Below are 19,018 nucleotides of genomic sequence, written 5' to 3'. Positions count from 1 at the left end.
AGGCCGACCTGTTCGAGCAGGTCCATCGCCCGGTCGTTGAGCACGTCGAGCGATCGCTCGCTGCGCCAGAACTGGAACGAGGTGCCAAGCTGGCGCTGCAGGCCGATGCGCACGTTCTCGCGCACGGTCAGGTGCGGGAAGACGGCGGAAATCTGGAACGAACGGATCACGCCGCGCCGCGCAATCTGCGCCGGTTTCTCGCGGGTGATGTCGATGCCGTTGAAAAGGATGGTGCCGGTGGTCGGCTCCAGGAACTTGGTAAGCAGGTTGAAGCAGGTCGTCTTGCCCGCGCCGTTGGGGCCGATCAATGCGTGGATCGAGCCGCGTCGCACCTGCAGGTCCACGCCGCTGACCGCCGTGAAGCCCTTGAAGGACTTGGTCAGGTTGCGGACTTCTAGTACGTTGGTTTGCATGAGTCTCTTATAGGCTGCCGGTTGGCTCCCCTCCGTCTGCGGGAAAGCGGCAGGAGAGGGGAGCAAAGCATGGCTGTCGTCTATTTACTTCTTCACCAGCGGGCAGCGCGATTGCGACAGCGGCTGGAAGGCTTCCTCAGCCGGCACGGTGGCCACGAGCTTGAGGTAGTCCCACGGCGTCTTCGACTCGTTCGGCGCCTTCACTTCCATCAGGTACATGTCATGCATCATGCGGCCGTCGGCGCGGATGTAGCCGTTCTTGGCGAACGCGTCGTTGATCTTGGCCTTCTTCAGCGCCGCCATCACGGCGTCCGAATCGTCGCTGCCTGCCGCCTGCACGGCCTTCAGGTACTGCAGCACGGCCGAGTACGTGCCGGCATGCACCATGTTCGGCATGCGCTTCATGCGGGCGAAGAAGCGGGCGCCGAATTCGCGCGTCTGCGGGTTCAGGTCCCAGTACCAGGCATCGGTCAGCTTCATGCGCTGCGTCAGCTTCAGGCCCAGGCTGTGCACGTCGCTGATGGTCATCAGCAGGCCCACCAGGGTCTGGTTGCGCGGCAGGCCGAAGTCGTTGGCCGCCTTGATGGCGTTGATGGTGTCACCGCCGCCGTTGGCCAGCGCCACCACCTGGGCCTTGCTGGCCTGGGCCTGGAGGATGAACGACGAGAAGTCCGATGCGTTCAGCGGGTGCTTGATGTTGCCGGCCACCGTACCGCCCGACGCCTTCACCACATCCGCCGTGGCGGTTTCCAGCGACTGGCCGAACGCGTAGTCGGCCGTCAGGAAATACCAGCTCTTCAGACCCTGCTTGACCATGGCCTTGCCGGCCACGTTGGCCAGCGCGTACGTGTCATACACGTAGTGGACGATGTACGGCGAGCATTCCTCGTTGGTGTGGCGCAGGTTGGCGCCGCCAGTGATCAGCGAAATGCGCTTCTTCTCCGACGCGATGCGCGAGACGGCCAGCGCGACCGACGAGTTCGGCAGGTCGACGATGGCGTCGACGCCATCACGGTCGATCCACTCGCGCGCCTTGGCGCTGCCGATGTCCGCCTTGTTCTGGTGGTCGGCGGTAACCAGCTCGATCTTCTTGCCCGGCAGCCCATTGCCGAAATCCTCGATGGCCAGCTTGGCGGCTTCGACCGAGCCCTTGCCGGCGTAGTCAAGGTAGACGCCCGACAGGTCGGTCATCACGCCGATCTTGACGACATCTCCGGAAATCGCGGCGCTGGCAGCGCCGGCAAACGTGGAAAGGCTGAACGCCAGGGCGGACAGCAGGGTGGCTCGCTTCATCTCTTCTTCTCCGTGGTGGTGTTGCTTAGAAAAGCTGGGCGGCTGCTCAGACCGCCATGTGCGCGTACCGGTAGTCGGCCGGCGGCACGAATGTTTCCTTGACCGTGCGCGGCGACACCCAGCGCAGCAGGTTCAGCGGCGAACCGGCCTTGTCGTTGGTGCCACTGCGGCGCGCGCCGCCGAACGGCTGCTGGCCGACCACCGCGCCGGTCGGCTTGTCGTTGATATAGAAGTTGCCGGCGGCGAAGCGCAGGGCGTTGGAAGCCCGGGCGATGGCCGCGCGATCCCTTGCAAAGATCGCGCCCGTCAGTGCGTAGGGGCTGGTGCCGTCGACCAGTTCGAGCACCTCGGGCCAGTGCGCGTCGGCGTAGACGTAGACCGACAGCACCGGGCCGAACAGTTCGGTTTCCATCAGCGTGTGGCGCGGGTTGTCCACCTCCAGCACGGTCGGCGTGATGAAGTAGCCCACGCTGTCGTCGGCCTTGCCGCCGGTGACGAGCTTCACGGCGCTGTCGCTGGCGGCGCGTTGCAGGTGGCCATGGATGCGGTCGAACGCGCGGCGGTCGATCACGGCGCCCATGAAGTTGGTGAAGTCGGTCACATCGCCCATCTGGATGGTCTCGGCCATCGCCACCACGCGCTCACGCACGGCCGGCCACAGCGAGGCGGGGATGTAGGCGCGCGACGCCGCGCTGCACTTCTGGCCCTGATACTCGAAGGCGCCGCGCAGCAGCGCCACGGCCAGCGTGTCGGCATCGGCGGACGGGTGGGCGAGCACGAAGTCCTTGCCGCCGGTTTCGCCGACCAGACGCGGATAGCTGCGGTAGCGCGACACATTGCGGCCGACTTCGCCCCACAGTGTGTCGAACACGGCCGTCGAGCCGGTGAAGTGAATGCCGGCCAGTTCGGGCCGCGCCAGCACGGCGCCGCTGATCGCCACCGGGTCGCCCGGCAGGAAGTTGACGACCCCCTTCGGCAGACCGGCGGCTTCGAGCAGCTCCATGAACAGGAAGTTCGACAGCGACGCCGTGGCGGCCGGCTTCCACAGCACGGTGTTGCCCATCAGCGCCGGGGCGATGGCCAGATTGCCGCCGATGGCCGTGAAGTTGAACGGCGTGACGGCGTAGACGAATCCTTCCAGCGGACGGTATTCGAGGTGATTGCGCATGCCCGGCGACGAAATCGGCTGGCCGGCCGTCAGTTCGTGCGCGAACTGCACGTTGAAGCGCAGGAAATCGATCAGTTCGCAGGCCGAGTCGATTTCGGCCTGGTAGGCGGTCTTGCTCTGGCCGAGCATGGTCGCCGCGTTCAGGCGGGCGCGCCACGGGCCGGCCAGCAGGTCGGCGGCCTTGAGGAAGACGGCGGAGCGCTCGGCCAGCGTGGCGTTGGCCCAGTCGCGCTGGGCGGCCACTGCGGCGTCGATGGCGGCGTGGATGGTGGTCTCGCCGGCGTTATGGACTTCGCCCAGGCGGTGGGCGTGGGCGTGCGGGGCGCGCACGTCGGTGATGTCGCCGCTAAGGATGCGCTCGCCGCCGACGATGGCCGGGATCTCGCGCACCAAGGCTTGCTGCTTGCCGAGTTCTGCCGTCAGCGCGACGCGTTCGGCGGTGCCCGGGGCGTAGTTCAGGACCGTTTCATTGATGGATTTTGGATAGGAATTGTTTGCAGACATATACGCTTCGTGCTTCTTTGGATATGAAATGAATAAATTGGATCCAGTTTAGCAGTCGGGATATTCAGGCACAATAGGGGCCTCACTCGAATCGCATACCGATCTCCAGCACCTCCCATGTCCACGCAAACGGGCCGCGCAAGCGCTCCTACCAAGGGTTTACCCCAGATCATTCGCGATCAGCTTCGCTACGAAATTCAGAAAGGCACGTTGCCGGCCGGGGCGCAGTTGCGCCAGGACGCGCTGGCGGAACGCTTCAACGCGAGTCGCATTCCCGTGCGGGAAGCGCTGCGCCAGCTCGAAACGGAAGGGCTCGTCACCTATCAGCGCAACCGTGGCGCGGTGGTGTCAGGCATGGATGCGACGCAGATCTGCGAGTTGCTCGATATCCGTGTCGCGCTGGAATGCCACGCGGCGCGCATCGGCGTGCCGAACATGGTTCAGCAGGACTTCCAGCAGATGCAGGAGATTCTGGACGCGTACTCGCAGTCGGATTCGCTCGCGGAGTGGGCCGAGTACAACCGGCGCTTCCATTTGGCGCTGTGCGCGCCCGCTAATAACAAGCGGCTGCGCCGGCTGATCGAGGAGTTCTGCCTGAACACGGACCGCTACACGCACGAGCAGATGTCGATGGCCACCGGCAAGGAAGGCCCGCAGGCGGACCACTATCGCATTCTGGAAGCGTGCAAGGCGCGCGATGCCGAGAAGGTGGCGTCGCTGCTCGAGGAGCACATCCTCGAGACCAAGCGCAATCTGCTTGCCAGCGAGCGGATGAAGGACGTGGATTAAATCAAATCAGCCGGGGTGTATGACCACGAGCAGCGCCGTGGCGGCACTCTTGCCCGGATTGGCGATCGCATGGGCCACGTCCGCGCCATAGCGGGCGGTATCGCCATGCTTCAGTTTCTTCTCGTCGTCTGCGGCACGCACGGTCATTGACCCGCTCAGCACCGACAGGTGCTCCTGCGTGCCCGCGTCATGCGGCTCGGACGCCAGCACCCCACCGGGCTGGATCGTCAGCTCATACCACTCGAATTTCCCCGCCAGGTCGATCGGCCCGAGGATGCGCAGCTCGCAGCGCCCGTCCGGGCTTTTCAGCGCCGGGATGGCGTGCGGCTGCACCACGGCAATCGCCGGGGCCGGCGCGCTGGCCGCGCCATTGGCCAGGAAGTCCGCCAGGTTCACGCCCAGCGCGTTGGCCAGCCGCCACAGCACCGCCACCGTCGGATTGGTCAGGTTTCGTTCGATCTGGGACAGCATAGACTTGGAGACACCGGCGCGGCGCGACAGGTCATCCAGCGACAACTGCTGGGCCTGCCGCAGCGCCTGGAGCGCGCCTCCCACGGCGGGCGGCCCCTCGGACTGGACGGGCGGCTTGGGGGAGTTGGGCGGGGAGGGTTGCGTCATCGTCATGTGTTCGTTATAGTGCACGAACCGTTCGTTATATAGAACATGTTCGATTTATCGAATCGAACGACCGAGACACTACCACCGGGAGCCGGGCCATGTCGAGTGCCGAGACTTTCTATGCATCCATCCGTGCGGAACTGGATGCCATCCGCGACGCGGGGCTGTACAAGCGCGAGCGCATCATCGCCACGCCGCAGGGCGCGGTCATCCGCACGGCCGACGGCCGGGAAGTGATCAACCTCTGCGCCAACAACTATCTGGGACTGTCCTCGCACCCGCAGGTGATCGAGGCCGCCCACGAAGCCTTGCGCACTCACGGCTTCGGCCTCAGCTCGGTGCGCTTCATCTGCGGCACGCAGGACCTGCACAAGACGCTGGAGGCGCGGCTGGCCCGCTTCCTCGGCACAGAGGACACCATCCTCTACGGCTCCGCCTTCGACGCCAACGGCGGCCTGTTCGAAACCCTGCTGGGCCCGGACGACGCCGTGATCAGCGATGCGCTGAACCATGCGTCGATCATCGACGGCATCCGGCTCTCCAAGGCAAAGCGCTACCGCTACCAGCACGACGACCTCGACGACCTGCGCGTGCAGTTGCAGCAAGCCGACGCTGACGGCGCGCGCTTCAAGCTCGTGTTCAGCGACGGCGTGTTCTCGATGGACGGCACCGTGGCGCGTCTCGATGACATCCGTGCGATCTGCGACGAGTACGGCGCGCTGCTTGGCATCGACGAATGCCACGCCAGCGGCTTCATGGGCGCACGCGGGCGCGGCACGCACGAGGCCCGCGGGGTGTTCGGCAAGATCGACATCATCACCGGCACGCTCGGCAAGGCGCTGGGCGGCGCCTCGGGCGGCTTCACCAGCGGGCGCAAGGAAGTGGTGGAACTGCTGCGTCAGCGTTCGCGTCCGTATCTGTTCTCGAATACCGTGGCCCCGGCCATCGTCGGCGCCAGCATCGCCGTGCTGGATATCCTCGAGGCCAGCACCGACCTGCGCGACCGGCTCGAGCGCAACACCGCCTTCTTCCGCAAGGGGATTGCCGCGCTGGGCTTCGATATCAAGCCGGGCGACCATCCGATCGTCCCGATCATGGTCTACGATGCGGAGAAAGCCCAGCAGCTTGCCGAGCGGCTGCTGGCGCTGGGCGTCTACGTGGTGGGCTTCTTCTACCCCGTGGTGCCGAAGGGCCAGGCGCGCATCCGCGTGCAGCTGAGCGCGGTGCACGATGAACCCACGCTGCAACGCGCGCTGGACGCCTTCGCGCAGGCCGGCCGTGAACTGGGGCTGATTCGATGAGCCAGGCAGTGAGCAAGCCGCAGATCCTGATCATCGGCGCCAACGGGCAGCTTGGGTCCGAACTCGCGCTGGCGCTGGCCGAGCGGCACGGGCGCGAGCATGTGGTCACCTCGGACGTGGTGCCTACCGGCCGCCACGTGCATATCGCCCATGAAATGCTGAACGTGACGGACCGGGGCGAACTGGCCACGGTGGTGGAGCGCCACGGCATCACGCAGATCTACCTGCTGGCCGCCGCGCTCTCCGCCACGGGCGAGAAGGCGCCGCAGTGGGCGTGGAACCTGAACATGACCGGACTGCTGAACGTGCTGGAACTGGCACGCCAGCAGGGCATCGAGCGCGTGTTCTGGCCCAGCTCGATCGCCGCGTTCGGCCCCACCACGCCCGCCGTGGACACCCCGCAGAAAACCGTCATGGAGCCGACCACGGTCTACGGCATTTCCAAGCAGGCGGGCGAGGGCTGGTGCCGGTGGTACTTCGAGAATCACGGCGTGGATGTGCGCAGCGTGCGCTATCCGGGGCTGATCTCGCACAAGACCCCGCCCGGCGGCGGCACCACCGACTATGCGGTCGATATCTTCCACCACGCGGTGCGCGGCCAGCCCTACGACTGCTTCCTGGAGTCCGACGAGCGACTGCCGATGATGTATATGCCCGACGCGATCCGCGCCACGCTGGAGCTGATGGAAGCGCCGCGCGAATCGATCCGGGAGCGGGGCAGCTACAACCTCGCCGGCATGAGCTTTACCCCGGCCGAGATTGCCGAGGCGATCCGCCGCCGGGTGCCGGACTTCGCCGTGCGTTATGCGCCGGACTACCGGCAGGCTATCGCCCGGGGCTGGCCCGATTCGATCGATGACAGCGCCGCGCGTACCGACTGGGGCTGGCAGCCGAAGTTCGGCCTCTCGGAGATGGTCGACGACATGCTGGAGAACCTGAAGGCCACCGCCGGATAAGCGCTCCCCAGATCACGTGAACTAGTTCGGAAAGAAATAGTTTGCATCCTAATTAATTCACGTCTATCATTCGGCCCATGCCAAAGATAGACGCCCTCCTTTTTGCCTTTACTGGCCAGCTCATGCTCGCGGGCCGCCAATGGCGCCAGATCAGCCAGGCGTCGGTCACGGCACACGGGATTTCCGCAGCGGCCGCCGCGCCGCTGCTTTTCATTCGCCGCCTCGGCGGTGGGGTGCGCCAGGTGACGCTGGCGGACTACGTGGGCGTGGAAGGCGCCACGCTGGTCCGTCTGGTCGATCAACTGAGTGCCGCCGGGCTGGTCCGCCGCGAGGTGGACCCCAGCGACCGCCGCGCCAACGTGCTCTCGCTCACCGATGCCGGTGAGCGCATGGCCGAGCAGATCGAAGTCGAACTCAAGCAACTCCGCGCCGAAGTGTTCGCCGAGATCAGCGAGACTGACCTCGAAGCCACGCTGCGCGTGCTGGACGCCTTGTACAAGGCCGCAGGAAATGCTTCCGCGGCGGCCAAGCTGGAGCCCTGAGCATCATGGGTAGTTGGCCATCCGCAAGGGACTGGGTTTTCTCGTTCAAGGCGTTCGCCGCCGCCATGCTGGCGCTCTGGATCGCGATGTACATGGGCCTGCCGCGGCCGTATTGGGCGATGGCGTCCGTCTACGTCGTGGCGCATCCGCTGACCGGCGCCACGCGTTCCAAGGCGCTGTACCGCGTGCTCGGCACGCTGCTGGGCGCCGCAGCCGGCGTGGCGATGGTGCCCTCGCTGGTCAACTCGCCGCCGCTGTTGATGGGCGCGGTGGCGCTCTGGACCGGCTGCCTGCTCTACATCGCGCTGCTGCACCGCACCCCGCGTAGCTACGTCTTCATGCTCGCCGCCTACACGCTGCCGCTGGTGGCGCTGCCGGCGGTCGACAATCCCGCCGCCATCTTCGATATCGCCATTGCCCGGGCCGAGGAAATCAGCCTGGGCATCCTGTGCGCGGCCGTGGTCGGCGCCGTGGTGTTCCCGGCGAGCGTGGCGGACGTGCTGCGCGACAAGTCGCGCCAGTGGATGGCCGACGCCGCGCTCTGGGCCGGCGACATGCTCTCGCCCAGCCCCGGCATGCAGGTCACGCGCCACCAGAGCCGTCACCGTCTGGCCGCCGATATCCTGGCCCTCGATCAACTCATCAGCCAGCTTGGCTACGACACCGAAAGCATCGCCCGGGTGCGCGCCGCGCGCGAACTGCGTGGGCGCATGACGATGCTGCTGCCGGTGATGTCCTCGCTGGCGGCGATCGTGGAATCGCTCCAGGCCGCCGGCGGCTTGCCGGACGGGCTGCGGACCCAGATGCGCGCGGTCCGCGCATGGATACAGGGCGGAGCGGTAGACGCGCCGCCCGAGCTGACCAGTACGCCGCTCGAACCCGGCTGGGATGCCGCGCTGGTCACTGCCGCCGAAGACCGCCTGCAACAGATGGTGGCGCTGTGGCGCGACTGCGTGTCCCTGTGCCGGCGCATCGGCGAACGCGACGTGCGTGGCGGCTGGATGCCTGAGTTCCGGCGTTGGGACGTCGGCCAGACGCGCCACTACGACCACGGCCTGCTGCTGTTTTCCACCGTCACGGTGGCCCTGTCGATCTTCGCCATGGGCATGCTCTGGATCCACATGGGCTGGGCCGATGGCGCCGGCGCCGTGGCGCTGGGCGCGGTGTCGTGCTGCTTCTTCGCCGCCCTCGACGAACCTGCGCCGATGATCCAGTCGTTCTTCAACTGGAACGTGGTGTGCATGGTGATCTCGATGGTGTTCCTGTTCGCCGTGCTGCCCGTGGCGCATGACTTCGAGATGCTGGTGCTGATGTTCGCCGTGCCGTACCTGATCATCGGCCTGCTGGTGGCGCAGCCGCGCCTGGCGATGATCGGCATGCCGCTGGCAGTGGTCACGGCCAACGACATCGGCATCTCGGGCGCCTACAGCGCGGACTTCCATACCTTCTTCAACAGCAATATCGCCGGCATCGCCGGTATCGCCTTCGCGCTGGTCTGGACGCTGGTGATGCGGCCGTTCGGCACGGCGGCCGCCACGCGCCGGCTGGTGCGGTCAAGCTGGGGCGATATCGCCGACAACGCGGTGGGCACCCGCCCCGAGGAACACACCCGGCTGCGCGCGCGCATGCTGGACCGGCTGGCGCAACTGGTGCCCCGGCTGGCCGCCAGCGAGAGCGAGGTATCGCCCGATGGCTTCAGCGAGGTGCGCGTGGAGCTGACCACGCTGGCACTCCAGCGCGAGATGCCCACCCTGTCAGCGCCCGAGCAGCATGCGGTCAAGCGCGTGCTGCGCAGCGTGGCCGGCTACTACCAGGCACGGCTGGACGGCAAGCTGAACGGACCGCCGCCGGCGCTGCACACGCGGCTGGCTAACGCGCAGCAGAAGGTGCAGTCGCGCATCGCGCTGGCTGCCCTGGTGGAGATGCAAGTGGCCCTGTTCCCGCCGGCCGTGGTGCCGGCCCCTGTTACCGGAGGCGCCTGATGCCCGGCGAATTCAGTCTTTATGGCGTGTTCATCCCCAGCCTGCTGGTGTGGATGCTGGCCGCCTTTGCGATCACGAGTGGCGCGCGTGCAGTGCTGACGCGCCTGGGGTTCTACAAGCTCGTGTGGCACCGTTCTCTGTTCAATCTGGCGCTGTACGCGATCGTCCTGGGTGGGGTGGTTGCCGTGGTGCCGTGGTTCCAATCATGAAATTCAAACTCTCTTCGCTCGGGCCAGTCGTGCTGACGCTGGCCGTCACCGCTGTCGGCGCGGTTGTCGTCAAGCATCTGTGGGATTACTACACCGCGGCGCCGTGGACGCGCGACGGGCATATCCGCGCCGAGGTGGTGCAGGTGGCGCCCGATGTCTCGGGGCTGGTCACGCGCATCGCTGTCAAGGACAACCAGCGCGTGAAGGCCGGCGACCTGCTGTTCGAGATCGATCATGAACGCTACACGCTGGCGCTGCGTCAGGCCCAGGCCACCGCCGCCGCGATGCGCGCCAGCCTGGCGCAGTACCGCCGCGAGGCGAACCGCAGCCAGAAGCTGGCCGAGGTGGTGTCGCGCGAGGTCGTGGAGGAAGGCCTGGCCAGGGTGCAGCAGGGCGAAGCCACGCTGGCACAGGCCGAAGCCGCCGTGGACGTGGCCAAGCTGAACCTGGAGCGCACGCGCGTGGTGAGCCCCGTGGAAGGCTACGTCAACGACCGCCTGCCGCGCCTGGGCGACTACGTCAGCACCGGCAAGCCCGTGCTGTCGATGGTCGATGCCCGGTCGTTCCATGTGGAAGGCTACTTCGAGGAAACCAAGCTGCACGGCATCCATATCGGCAGCCCGGTGGACATCCGCATCATGGGCGAGAAGGGCGTGCTGCACGGCCATGTGCAAAGCATCGCCGCCGGTATCGAGGACCGTGACCGCACCAGCAGCAACAGCCTGCTGCCAAACATCAACCCGACGTTCAATTGGGTGCGGCTGGCGCAGCGCGTGCCGGTGCGGATCCAGTTCGACCAGATGCCTGCCGACGTGCGGCTGGTGGCCGGACGTACCGCCACGGTCTCGGTGACCGGAGGGGGTACGCAGTGAACAGCGCAGTGAGTCGCTTAAGCCGTGCCGTGCTGGCGGGGATGCTCCCGCTCGCGCTGGCAGCCTGCATGACCGTCGGCCCCGACCACAAGGTGCCCGGGGATGCCGTGGTCAATGCCACCACCGCCAACGGCCCGTTCCGGGGCGCCGACAACGCGGCGGTGTCGATCGGCGACGTGCCCAACGACTGGTGGAAGCTCTACGACGACCCGAAGATCGAAGGGCTGGTGAAGCAGGCGCTCGTCGCCAACACCGACCTGCGCGTGGCCGCCGCCAACCTGAAGCGCGCCATCGCCGTCTATCACGAGGTGGAAGCCGAGAACTTCCCCGAAGCCAAGTTCCGCGCCAGCGCGGAGCGCGGCCAGATTGCCGGCGAACCGCTGCTGAAGGAAGAAAAGATCCCGGCGATGAACTTCGGCGACATCGGCTTCGACGTGTCGTACCTGATCGACTTCTGGGGCAAGCTCACCCGCGCCGACGAAGCCGCGCTGGCCGGCGCACAGGCCAGCCAGGCCGCGCTGGACCAGGCCCGCGTGGGCGTGGTGGCGGAAACGGTGCGTGCCTATATGCAGGGCTGCACCGCCACGCATGAACTGCACGTGGCGCAACATCAGCTCGACCTCCAGGTGCGCGGCGCACAGCTCGCCCAGAAGATGGTCGATGCCGGACGTGGCATGCCGACCGACGTGCTGCGCGCGCAGGCGCAGGCCGATTCGCTGCGCGCCGTGCTGCCCAAGTACCGCGCCGAACAGGAAGGCGCTGCCTACCGGCTGGCCGTGATGCTGGGCAAGCCGCCCACCGCGCTGGACATGTCGAGCGTGGCATGCGAGCACGTGCCCACGCTGCGTCAGGCCCTGCCGGTTGGCGATGGCGCTGCGCTGCTCAAGCGCCGCCCGGACGTCCGTCAGGCCGAGCGTGAACTGGCCTCGGCGACGGCCAAGATCGGCGTGGCGACGGCGGACCTCTATCCGCAGATCCGCATCGGCGCCTCGGCGGGCTTCACCGGCATTCTCGATCACCTGGGCCAGGCGCCGACCGCGCACTGGGGCTGGGGCCCGGCGATTTCGTGGACGATTCCGACCAGCGGCACGCGCGCCCGCATCCACAACATGGAAGCCGGTGCAGAGGGTGCGCTGGCCCACTTCGACGGCGTGGTGCTGCGCGCGCTGCGCGAGACGCAAAGCGCGCTGTCCAGCTACACGCACGAACTCGAGCGAAACCAGGCGCTGCGCGACGCACGCGACAAGGCCGATGAGGCCGCCCGGCACAACCGGCTCCTGTATCAGGCGGGACGCTCGCCGTACCTGCAGAGCCTGGACGCGGACCGCACGCTGGCTAACAACGACGCCGCGCTTGCCGCCTCGGACGCGCAGATCGCCATGGACCAGATCAACCTGTTCGTGGCGCTGGGCGGGGGCTGGCAGGATGCACCGGCCGTGGCGAGTGCCCCGATAAATTAGCGTTGGCAAATGGGAAAGCGCCGCCGCGGAACCTGCTTGAATCCATCCGGATTAGCCGGCGGTCTTCCTGGCACTTTCCGTCCCTCGGCGGGCTTATAGCGCTCGTCGATGGCATCCTCCAATTGAAGCGGCACGCATAACTGGCGCCTATGGGCCCAGTCGCTTCGTCGTGCGCTATCGAAAGGGGCGGTTTCCTTTGCAACGGCGCTACCTCGCTTTTGGCGAGAATCATTTCACAAGCGAAATGATCCAGGTAAAGGTGCTCCATGGAAGTCAGCGCACTCATGCTCTCGCGCATTCAGTTTGCGTTCACGGTGTCGTTTCACATCATCTTCCCTTCGCTCACGATCGGGTTGGCCGCTTGGTTGACGCTCCTCGAGGGTATGTATCAGTTCACGCGGAAGGAAGTCTATCGACGCGTGTTCGATTTCTGGCTGAAGATCTTCGCCGTTGCCTTTGGCGTTGGCGTAGTTTCAGGTGTCGTGCTGGGATTCGAGTTCGGAGCGAACTGGAGTGAACTGTCGCGCCTCTCCGGACCCGTGCAAGGTCCGTTGCTGACGTATGAGACTTTCACCGCATTCATGCTCGAAGCGTCGTTCTTCGGGGTGCTGCTGTTCGGGCGATCCAGGGTCAAGCCAGGCTTCTACTTGTTCTCGGTAGCGATGGTTGCGCTCGGGACGACGTTCTCAGCATTCTGGATCATGGTCAACAACAGTTGGATGCAACACCCGGTTGGCTACGATTTCATCGATGGTCGCTTTGTCCCGACGGATTGGGCCGAGATCATCTTCAGTCCGGTCGTTTGGGTGCGCTTTCCTCATATGTTGTTGGCATCGTACCTGACTGGCGCGTTCTGTGTCGCTGCGACTGGCGCCTGGTACACGCTGCGCAAACTCTGTGAGCCGGAAGCGAAGGTGATGCTACGGATGGGCCTGGCGCTGGCCACGGTTCTCATACCAGTGCAACTTGTGTTCGGGCACCTGGTCGGTGACTATGTACACGACGACCAGCCGGCTAAATTCGCTGCAATTGAGGGGCGTTGGCATGACGAGCAGCCTGCGGCAGAGGTGCTCATTGGATGGCCGGACGAAGAAAAGGAAACGAATCACTACGAAGTATCGATTCCGATTCTCGGCAGCCTGATTGCGACCATGACCACCGATTCGAAGGAGGTGGGGCTCACGAGTTTTCCAAAGGAGCAGCGGCCACCGGTATTGATTCCGTTTCTCGCATTTCGTGTGATGGTCGGCTGTGGAATCGCGATGCTGCTTATTGCGTGGCTCGGTAGCTGGTTCTCCTTCAGGAACAGCATCGAGGAAAAGAAGACGCTCCTGTGGGCAACCTATCTTTCGTTTCCCTTGCCGTTCGTGGCGATTCTGACGGGATGGTTCGCAGCAGAAGTTGGGCGACAGCCCTGGACCGTATGGGGGGTGCTGCGCACAGCAGACGCACTGACGCCGACGCTGACGGCTCGCGCGGCGGGCGCTTCACTGTTTGTCTTTGTTGTGACGTACTTGATTGTCTTCTCGTTCGGCACGTATTACGTCTACAAGCTACTCCGCAATGGTCCCGCTTCGATCGACCAGGACCGCGAGCCATCGGGGACGTCCAACAGACCGTTGGCAGTCGCTGCGGCGGAATCGTTTCGTGATTGATGAACTGACTACTCTGTGAGGCAACCATGATTACGTACTGGTCCGCAATCCTGGCCATCAGTATGCTCGTCTATGTGCTGCTCGATGGTCTTGACCTCGGTGTCGGCATGTTGTTTGGCACGACTCGGAATGAAGCACGAAGAAAGTCGATGCTGGCTTCAATCGCGCCGATTTGGGATGGTAACGAGACGTGGCTGATCGTGGCGGGCGTTGTGCTTTGGGGCGCATTCCCAATCGTCTATTCGACGCTGCTCGGTGCCTTCTACATTCCCGTCTGCGTCATGCTGGCGGGCTTGATCTTCCGCGGCGTTTCGTTCGAGTTCCGTGTCCATGCGCAACGTTCCAAGCCGGTGTGGGATTGCGGCTTAGTCGTTGGATCTCTCGTGGCAACGTTTATGCAAGGCGCGATGATTGGCGCGTTGGCAGAGGGTCTGCCCATCGAAAATGGGCGATTCATGGGCAACGATATGAGCTGGCTCAGCCCGTTCTCCGTAGTCGCCGGCATTGCGCTTTGCTTCGGCTACATGTTGCTCGGAGCGGGGTGGCTGGCGAAGAAGTGCGAGGGAGAGACGCGCGATGCCGCATTCAGGGCGATTCCTCGCTTGCTTGTCGTCGTACTCGTCTTGCTCATCGCACTCTTCTTCCACGCGTTGTACGCCAATTTTGCGGTCATGGCGCGATGGACGGAGCGTCCAGTGCTGTTCCTTGTACCGTTCGTTGGGTTGATCGCCGTGTTGATTGTCTGGCATGGGGCAAGAAGGGCGATGGATACTTCGGTATTCCTGGCGTCCGCAGCCTTGTTCGTGGTGGCATATGGGATGTTCGCCGTCTCGTTCTGGCCGTACATCGTGCCGTTCAGCATCACGATCAATGAGGCTGCTGCGCCGATGTCGAGCCTATCTTTCATGTTCTGGGGGGCTGGTCTCTTTGTCTTCCCATTGATGCTGGCTTACACCCTGTGCGGCTACACGGTCTTCAAAGGCAAGGTTGACGTCACGTCCGAGCATTATTGAAGGCGCTACGCTATCTGACTGACGTCGAGCATCCTCAGTCAGATAGCGGCGAAGAAGAAGCGGGTCATTCCGGCACGATGTCGGGGCGGTCACGCGGGAACTGCGCCAGCGTTTCCGCGCTGATGTTCAACGTTTGCATGACCATCTCAGGCGGTGTATGCGTGAGCCAGTCGGACAGCGCCACCTCCGCAAAGTGGTCAGCCTTGAAGACCTCGACCATGATCAGGTCCGTGTTGCCGACATTCTGCACATAGTGGCCGAGCCCCTTCTTCACGTAGCCGATATCACCCGCGTTGAAGTCGGCGGTCATCGCCTTGGGACCCGTATCGAAGACAGTCATGCGCCCTTTGCCCTTGATGTAGTACTGCCATTCGTCGGCGTTCGGGTGCCAGTGCAGCTCGCGCAGACCGCCCGGCACTACCGTGACCAGCGCCGCGGCCACATTCTGCGAGATTTTGAAGTTGCGGCTGTCCGCAATCTGTACATAGCCGCTGCGCGTCTTGCGAACCGGCGTGGAACCTGCCAGCGAAAATGTTACCGGAAGTGCCGGTGGACCTTTCTTCGAGGCGGAAGCACGTTGTGCTGCCGCGAGTGGTCCCGGCTCCTTGCCTTGGAAGATCCAGAGGTTGTCGACGGGAATATCCTTGAGCGATTCCACCGGAACGCCGAAATTAGCAGCCAGCACTTCAGGCGGCGTGTGAGCGAGCCAGTCCGTTACCAGCAGCGTGTTGAATTCGGAAGCCATGCCGCTATCGAACGCAATCAGAAATTCCGCGCCGGTGGTGCCTGCTCCCTGCAGCGAATGCGGCAGCCCTGGCGGGAAGTACCAGAGGTCGCCTGCTTTGACGTCCTGCACCGATGAACGGCCTTCTTCATCAAGTGTCGTGATGCGGCATTTGCCGTCGAGCATGATGGCCCATTCGGCCTGCTGATGCCAGTGCATCTCGCGAATGCCGCCCGCCGAAAGCCGCATGTTCACGCCGGAGATGTCCTTGGAGATGGCAAAATCCTCCTGCGTGACTTCGCGTGCCCAGCCGCCGTTCTGGATACGCTTGTGCGCATTGTTGAACGACGACCAAAACTGCGGCATGCCGTTGACATCGGTGGCCGGCGCGTCCTGGGCGGACGGGAACTGCCGTGCCAGCATATCGTCCCGCGGGCCGGGATCGGTGAGGCCCTGCCGGTTGCGCGCGTTGATCGCCCCTTCAGGCGGACGGTCTGGATTGCCGAATGAAGCGGCATGAGCTGACGCAGCGGCGGCTGCAAACGCCGCGGTTGCCGTACCGATCATTACCTTTCGTCTGGACAAGTCAGTCATGATTTTTCCTTTGCATGGATAGGGAAGTCTCACGCGCGTCAGAAGCGCCCAAGGGACGGTGTTGGAGGGCCCGCCAGGCATCGCCGCCATGTCGGGCAAGAAGCCATCAGGCGCCGTTGTAGTTGATCTTCAGCGTCTGGTTATCCAGCGACGTTCGCACCTTGTCCGAGAGCTTCCTGGTGGGTGCTTTCCGGCATTCGTCAACCACGTGAGCGACCGTGCGCGGCGTGTCAACGACGATCTGGTCGTTCTCGCGCACGCCCAGCTTGTCTACGCTGGCGATCCAGTAGACCACCGCCGGCTTGTAGGTTTCGCTGACCGAGAGGAACTCCTCGCAAGTCATCTTGAACGGCTTCACGGTCTTGACTTCGTCAGTGGCAGCAGAGGCGATGAGCGGGGCGGAAAGGGTGACGATCGCGAGGGAAAGAATCAGGCGTTTCATGCTGGCTCCTGGAAGCTTCGTTGGGATGGATCGACGTGAAGCGCAATCAGGAGAATGATCTCGTTCACGCCTGGGCCCATCGTAGAAGGTCGCGCAGGTGGGGGATTTTCGGAGCACGTATGGCGTTCTCGAATCGCATGGTTATGCGTTCTTCGAGGCAGGGGAGGCCGTCGGGTGCAACAGCACTGGAATGGATTTTGAGGTTGGGGTATTGCAGACGTCCCCCACGCTGTCCAACGGTACCAGCGGGTTGGTTTCCGGATAGTAGGCGGCGATGCATCCGCGCGGAATGTCGTACGCCACCAGTCGGAATCCGTCGGCACGCCGCTCGACATCGTCGTGCCATACCGTGGTCATGTCGACCCAATCGCCGTCGCGCAGGCCCAGCATTTCCAGGTCCGCCGCATGGATGAAGACCACACGCCGCTGCCCGAAGACGCCGCGATAGCGGTCGTCCAGCGCATAGATCGTCGTGTTGTACTGGTCATGAGAACGCGTGGTCATCAGCGTCATCAACCGCTCGCCATAGCGGGCGCGGGCCTGGGCAATCGGCGTGTCCGGAGTCAGTGCGTTGACAATAAACGCCGCCTTGCCGGACGGCGTGTGCCATTGCCGCTCGCGCGCGGGAACATGCAGATGAAAACCACCAGGCATGGCGATGCGGGCGTTGTAGTGCTCGAAGCCGTCGATGACTTCCGCGATCTTGTCCCGAATGCGGGCGTAGTCCTGTGCGTACCAGAGCCAGTCGACCGTCTTGCTGCCCAGCGTCGCATGGCCAAGATTGGCAATGATGGCAGTTTCGGACATCAGGTCGGGTGATGCGGGCTTGTTCATGCCAAAGGAGATGTGGACCTGCGAGACTGAGTCTTCCACGGTCACGCCCTGCGGAGCGCCGTTCTGCAGGTCAATCTCAGTGCGCCCCAATGTAGGCAGGATCAGCGCGTCTTTTCCATGGACAAGGTGGCTGCGGTTAAGTTTGGTCGCGATATGCACCGTGAGGTCGCAAGCGCGCAGGGCGCCCCAGGTACGCTCGGTATCAGGTGTAGCCGATGCAAAATTCCCGCCCAATGCGATAAAGACCCTCACATCTCCCCGCAGCATCGCCTCGATGCTCTCCACAACGTCGTAGCCGTGTTCGCGCGGCGGGTTAAAGCCGAAGGCTGCGCCGAGCTTGTCGAGGAAGGCCCCGGTCGGCTGCTCCTCGATGCCTACCGTCCGGTTGCCCTGCACATTGGAGTGGCCGCGAACGGGGCACAGGCCCGCGCCTTCGCGCCCGATATTGCCGCGTAGCATCATCAGGTTGGTCAGCATCTGGATCGTCTGTACCGAGTGCTTGTGCTGAGTCAGGCCCATGCCCCAGGTACAGATCACGCGCTCGCCCCGGACATAGATGGTGGCCAGACCCTCGATCTCTTCGCGCGGCACGCCAGATTCGCGCTCGATGATGGGCCACGATTCGGCGCGCAGGTCGGCCGCGAAAGGCTCGAAGCCGTGCGTGTGTTCAGCAATGAAAGCCGTGTCCAGTACGCGAGCCGTTCCATTGGTCAACGCTTCGTCGTCCAGTTCCAGCACGCGCTTCGCCACCCCCTTGATCAGCGCGTAGTCGCCGCCAAGTGTCGGACGCACGAACACCGAGCAGATCTTCGTCTCTGACATTGTCAGCATTTCGACCGGGCTCTGCGGGCTGGTGAAGCGCTCAAGCCCACGTTCGCGCAGCGGGTTAATTGATACCAGCGTGGCGCCCCGCTTGGCGCAGTCGCGTAGTTCGGAGAGCATGCGCGGATGGTTTGTGGCGGGATTCTGGCCAAACAGCAGGATCGTGTCGCAGGTCTCGAAATCATCCAGCGTGACTGTGCCCTTTCCGACGCCTACGGTGTGCGGCATGCCACGACTGGTGGCTTCGTGGCACATGTTCGAGCAGTCCGGAAAATTGTTGGTGCCCAGCATCCGTGCAAACAGCTGATACATGAAGGCGGCCTCGTTGCTCGCGCGCCCGGACGTGTAGAAAGCAGCCTGATTCGGGTCGGGCATGGCGCGCAGCCGGGTACCAATAAGGGAAAAGGCATTCTGCCAACTGATCGGGCGATACGTATCTGACGTTGCGTCATAGACCACAGGCTCGGTCAGACGGCCATGCTGCTCCAGCTCGTAGTCGGTCTCTTGCATCAGCGATTCCACCGTGTGATGCGCGAGGAATTCGGCCGTCACGCGCTTGCCGGTAGATTCAGCTGCCACGGCCTTGACGCCGTTCTCACAGAACTCGAACGTGGATGCGTGTTCGCGGTCAGGCCAGGCGCAGCCTGGGCAGTCAAAGCCGTCTGGTTGGTTCTGGCGGAACAGCATCGCGTAGTCACGGCCCGGCACGCGTTCCTTGATGAGGTTGATGGCGACATACTTCAGCGCGCCCCAGCCGGCGGCGGCGTGGGCATAGGGTTCGATGCGGGGCTTTGATTTGAAGGCCATGACGGGGTCTCCTGCCTTAA

17 protein-coding genes are annotated in these 19,018 nt (G+C 64.2%); 10 read left to right on the top strand and 7 right to left on the bottom strand.

Features of this window, described 5'->3' with window-relative positions; all coding sequences use genetic code 11:
• The 3 genes from AC1DP9_RS21405 to pruA all read right to left on the bottom strand — a co-directional run.
• Positions 1-413: ABC transporter ATP-binding protein (locus AC1DP9_RS21405; protein WP_477108415.1), on the bottom strand; the 413-nt coding region annotated here is incomplete at its 3' end.
• An 84-nt stretch (positions 414-497) separates the two neighbouring features.
• The gene (locus tag AC1DP9_RS21400; protein ID WP_092296814.1) at positions 498-1,706 is read right to left on the bottom strand and encodes an ABC transporter substrate-binding protein; all 1,209 of its coding nucleotides are present in this window, start codon (positions 1,704-1,706) and stop codon (positions 498-500) included.
• A 46-nt stretch (positions 1,707-1,752) separates the two neighbouring features.
• On the bottom strand, positions 1,753-3,378 hold the full coding sequence (gene pruA / locus AC1DP9_RS21395; RefSeq protein ID WP_477108414.1) for an L-glutamate gamma-semialdehyde dehydrogenase: 1,626 nt from the start codon (positions 3,376-3,378) through the stop codon (positions 1,753-1,755).
• Between the two features lie 117 nt (positions 3,379-3,495).
• Here pruA and AC1DP9_RS21390 point away from each other — a divergent pair, with 117 nt between their 5' ends.
• A complete protein-coding gene (locus tag AC1DP9_RS21390; RefSeq protein ID WP_092296809.1) occupies positions 3,496-4,167 on the top strand; it encodes a GntR family transcriptional regulator in 672 nt (223 codons plus the stop codon).
• 6 nt (positions 4,168-4,173) lie between these two features.
• Here AC1DP9_RS21390 and AC1DP9_RS21385 read toward each other — a convergent pair whose 3' ends face one another.
• Positions 4,174-4,785: a helix-turn-helix domain-containing protein gene (locus tag AC1DP9_RS21385; protein ID WP_477108413.1), complete on the bottom strand. Its 612-nt coding sequence runs from the start codon at positions 4,783-4,785 to the stop codon at positions 4,174-4,176.
• 98 nt (positions 4,786-4,883) lie between these two features.
• Here AC1DP9_RS21385 and kbl point away from each other — a divergent pair, with 98 nt between their 5' ends.
• The 9 genes from kbl (at position 4,884) to cydB (ending at position 14,775) form a co-directional block, all read left to right on the top strand.
• Entirely contained in the window at positions 4,884-6,086 is a 1,203-nt protein-coding gene (gene kbl, locus AC1DP9_RS21380) for a glycine C-acetyltransferase (protein WP_477108412.1), read from the top strand.
• Positions 6,083-7,042, top strand: a complete 960-nt coding sequence (locus AC1DP9_RS21375; RefSeq protein ID WP_441593309.1) for an NAD-dependent epimerase/dehydratase family protein — start codon at positions 6,083-6,085, stop codon at positions 7,040-7,042. The genes kbl and AC1DP9_RS21375 overlap by 4 nt, the downstream gene beginning before the upstream one ends.
• Positions 7,043-7,119: 77 nt before the next feature.
• Positions 7,120-7,584 (top strand): MarR family winged helix-turn-helix transcriptional regulator, encoded by a 465-nt coding sequence (locus AC1DP9_RS21370; protein WP_092296800.1) that lies wholly within the window; start codon positions 7,120-7,122, stop codon positions 7,582-7,584.
• Positions 7,585-7,589: 5 nt separating this feature from the next.
• A complete protein-coding gene (locus tag AC1DP9_RS21365) occupies positions 7,590-9,566 on the top strand; it encodes an FUSC family protein (protein ID WP_477108411.1) in 1,977 nt (658 codons plus the stop codon).
• Positions 9,566-9,775 (top strand): DUF1656 domain-containing protein, encoded by a 210-nt coding sequence (locus AC1DP9_RS21360; RefSeq protein WP_092296794.1) that lies wholly within the window; start codon positions 9,566-9,568, stop codon positions 9,773-9,775. Before AC1DP9_RS21365 ends, AC1DP9_RS21360 begins: the two co-directional genes overlap by 1 nt.
• On the top strand, positions 9,772-10,647 hold the full coding sequence (locus AC1DP9_RS21355) for an efflux RND transporter periplasmic adaptor subunit (RefSeq protein ID WP_477108410.1): 876 nt from the start codon (positions 9,772-9,774) through the stop codon (positions 10,645-10,647). The genes AC1DP9_RS21360 and AC1DP9_RS21355 overlap by 4 nt, the downstream gene beginning before the upstream one ends.
• 8 nt (positions 10,648-10,655) lie before the next feature.
• Positions 10,656-12,107, top strand: coding sequence for an efflux transporter outer membrane subunit (locus tag AC1DP9_RS21350; RefSeq protein WP_477108409.1), 1,452 nt, complete (start codon positions 10,656-10,658; stop codon positions 12,105-12,107).
• Positions 12,108-12,373: 266 nt separating this feature from the next.
• Complete coding sequence (locus tag AC1DP9_RS21345) at positions 12,374-13,762, top strand: cytochrome ubiquinol oxidase subunit I (protein WP_477108408.1); 1,389 nt, start codon at positions 12,374-12,376, stop codon at positions 13,760-13,762.
• A 26-nt stretch (positions 13,763-13,788) separates the two neighbouring features.
• Positions 13,789-14,775 carry a cytochrome d ubiquinol oxidase subunit II gene (cydB, locus tag AC1DP9_RS21340; RefSeq protein ID WP_477108407.1) on the top strand — a complete coding sequence of 329 codons (987 nt, stop codon included), beginning with the start codon at positions 13,789-13,791 and terminating at the stop codon, positions 14,773-14,775.
• 64 nt (positions 14,776-14,839) lie between these two features.
• On the opposite strand, the gene AC1DP9_RS21335 is transcribed toward cydB, so the two are convergent.
• The 3 genes from AC1DP9_RS21335 to AC1DP9_RS21325 all read right to left on the bottom strand — a co-directional run bounded on the left by AC1DP9_RS21335 (position 14,840) and on the right by AC1DP9_RS21325 (position 18,998).
• Positions 14,840-16,093, bottom strand: a complete 1,254-nt coding sequence (locus tag AC1DP9_RS21335; protein ID WP_441644972.1) for a cupin domain-containing protein — start codon at positions 16,091-16,093, stop codon at positions 14,840-14,842.
• A gap of 106 nt (positions 16,094-16,199) precedes the next feature.
• Positions 16,200-16,535, bottom strand: a complete 336-nt coding sequence (locus AC1DP9_RS21330; RefSeq protein ID WP_477108406.1) for an HdeA/HdeB family chaperone — start codon at positions 16,533-16,535, stop codon at positions 16,200-16,202.
• A gap of 141 nt (positions 16,536-16,676) precedes the next feature.
• Positions 16,677-18,998 (bottom strand): FdhF/YdeP family oxidoreductase, encoded by a 2,322-nt coding sequence (locus tag AC1DP9_RS21325; RefSeq protein WP_477108405.1) that lies wholly within the window; start codon positions 18,996-18,998, stop codon positions 16,677-16,679.
• Positions 18,999-19,018: the final 20 nt, after the last annotated feature.

This window comes from Cupriavidus sp. 01L43 (genome assembly GCF_056399925.1).
The sequence above is the reverse complement of the archived record's forward strand: the minus strand, read 5'-3'. Positions and strand labels throughout refer to the sequence as shown.

Bases quoted from the DNA above. Each gene is read 5' to 3' on its own strand.
- AC1DP9_RS21400 (WP_092296814.1), bottom strand. From the start codon at position 1,706: ATGAAGCGAGCCACCCTGCTGTCCGCCCTGGCGTTCAGCCTTTCCACG.
- pruA (WP_477108414.1), bottom strand. From the start codon at position 3,378: ATGTCTGCAAACAATTCCTATCCAAAATCCATCAATGAAACGGTCCTG.
- AC1DP9_RS21390 (WP_092296809.1), top strand. From the start codon at position 3,496: ATGTCCACGCAAACGGGCCGCGCAAGCGCTCCTACCAAGGGTTTACCC.
- AC1DP9_RS21385 (WP_477108413.1), bottom strand. From the start codon at position 4,785: ATGACGCAACCCTCCCCGCCCAACTCCCCCAAGCCGCCCGTCCAGTCC.
- kbl (WP_477108412.1), top strand. From the start codon at position 4,884: ATGTCGAGTGCCGAGACTTTCTATGCATCCATCCGTGCGGAACTGGAT.
- AC1DP9_RS21375 (WP_441593309.1), top strand. From the start codon at position 6,083: ATGAGCCAGGCAGTGAGCAAGCCGCAGATCCTGATCATCGGCGCCAAC.
- AC1DP9_RS21370 (WP_092296800.1), top strand. From the start codon at position 7,120: ATGCCAAAGATAGACGCCCTCCTTTTTGCCTTTACTGGCCAGCTCATG.
- AC1DP9_RS21365 (WP_477108411.1), top strand. From the start codon at position 7,590: ATGGGTAGTTGGCCATCCGCAAGGGACTGGGTTTTCTCGTTCAAGGCG.
- AC1DP9_RS21360 (WP_092296794.1), top strand. From the start codon at position 9,566: ATGCCCGGCGAATTCAGTCTTTATGGCGTGTTCATCCCCAGCCTGCTG.
- AC1DP9_RS21355 (WP_477108410.1), top strand. From the start codon at position 9,772: ATGAAATTCAAACTCTCTTCGCTCGGGCCAGTCGTGCTGACGCTGGCC.
- AC1DP9_RS21345 (WP_477108408.1), top strand. From the start codon at position 12,374: ATGGAAGTCAGCGCACTCATGCTCTCGCGCATTCAGTTTGCGTTCACG.
- cydB (WP_477108407.1), top strand. From the start codon at position 13,789: ATGATTACGTACTGGTCCGCAATCCTGGCCATCAGTATGCTCGTCTAT.
- AC1DP9_RS21335 (WP_441644972.1), bottom strand. From the start codon at position 16,093: ATGACTGACTTGTCCAGACGAAAGGTAATGATCGGTACGGCAACCGCG.
- AC1DP9_RS21330 (WP_477108406.1), bottom strand. From the start codon at position 16,535: ATGAAACGCCTGATTCTTTCCCTCGCGATCGTCACCCTTTCCGCCCCG.
- AC1DP9_RS21325 (WP_477108405.1), bottom strand. From the start codon at position 18,998: ATGGCCTTCAAATCAAAGCCCCGCATCGAACCCTATGCCCACGCCGCC.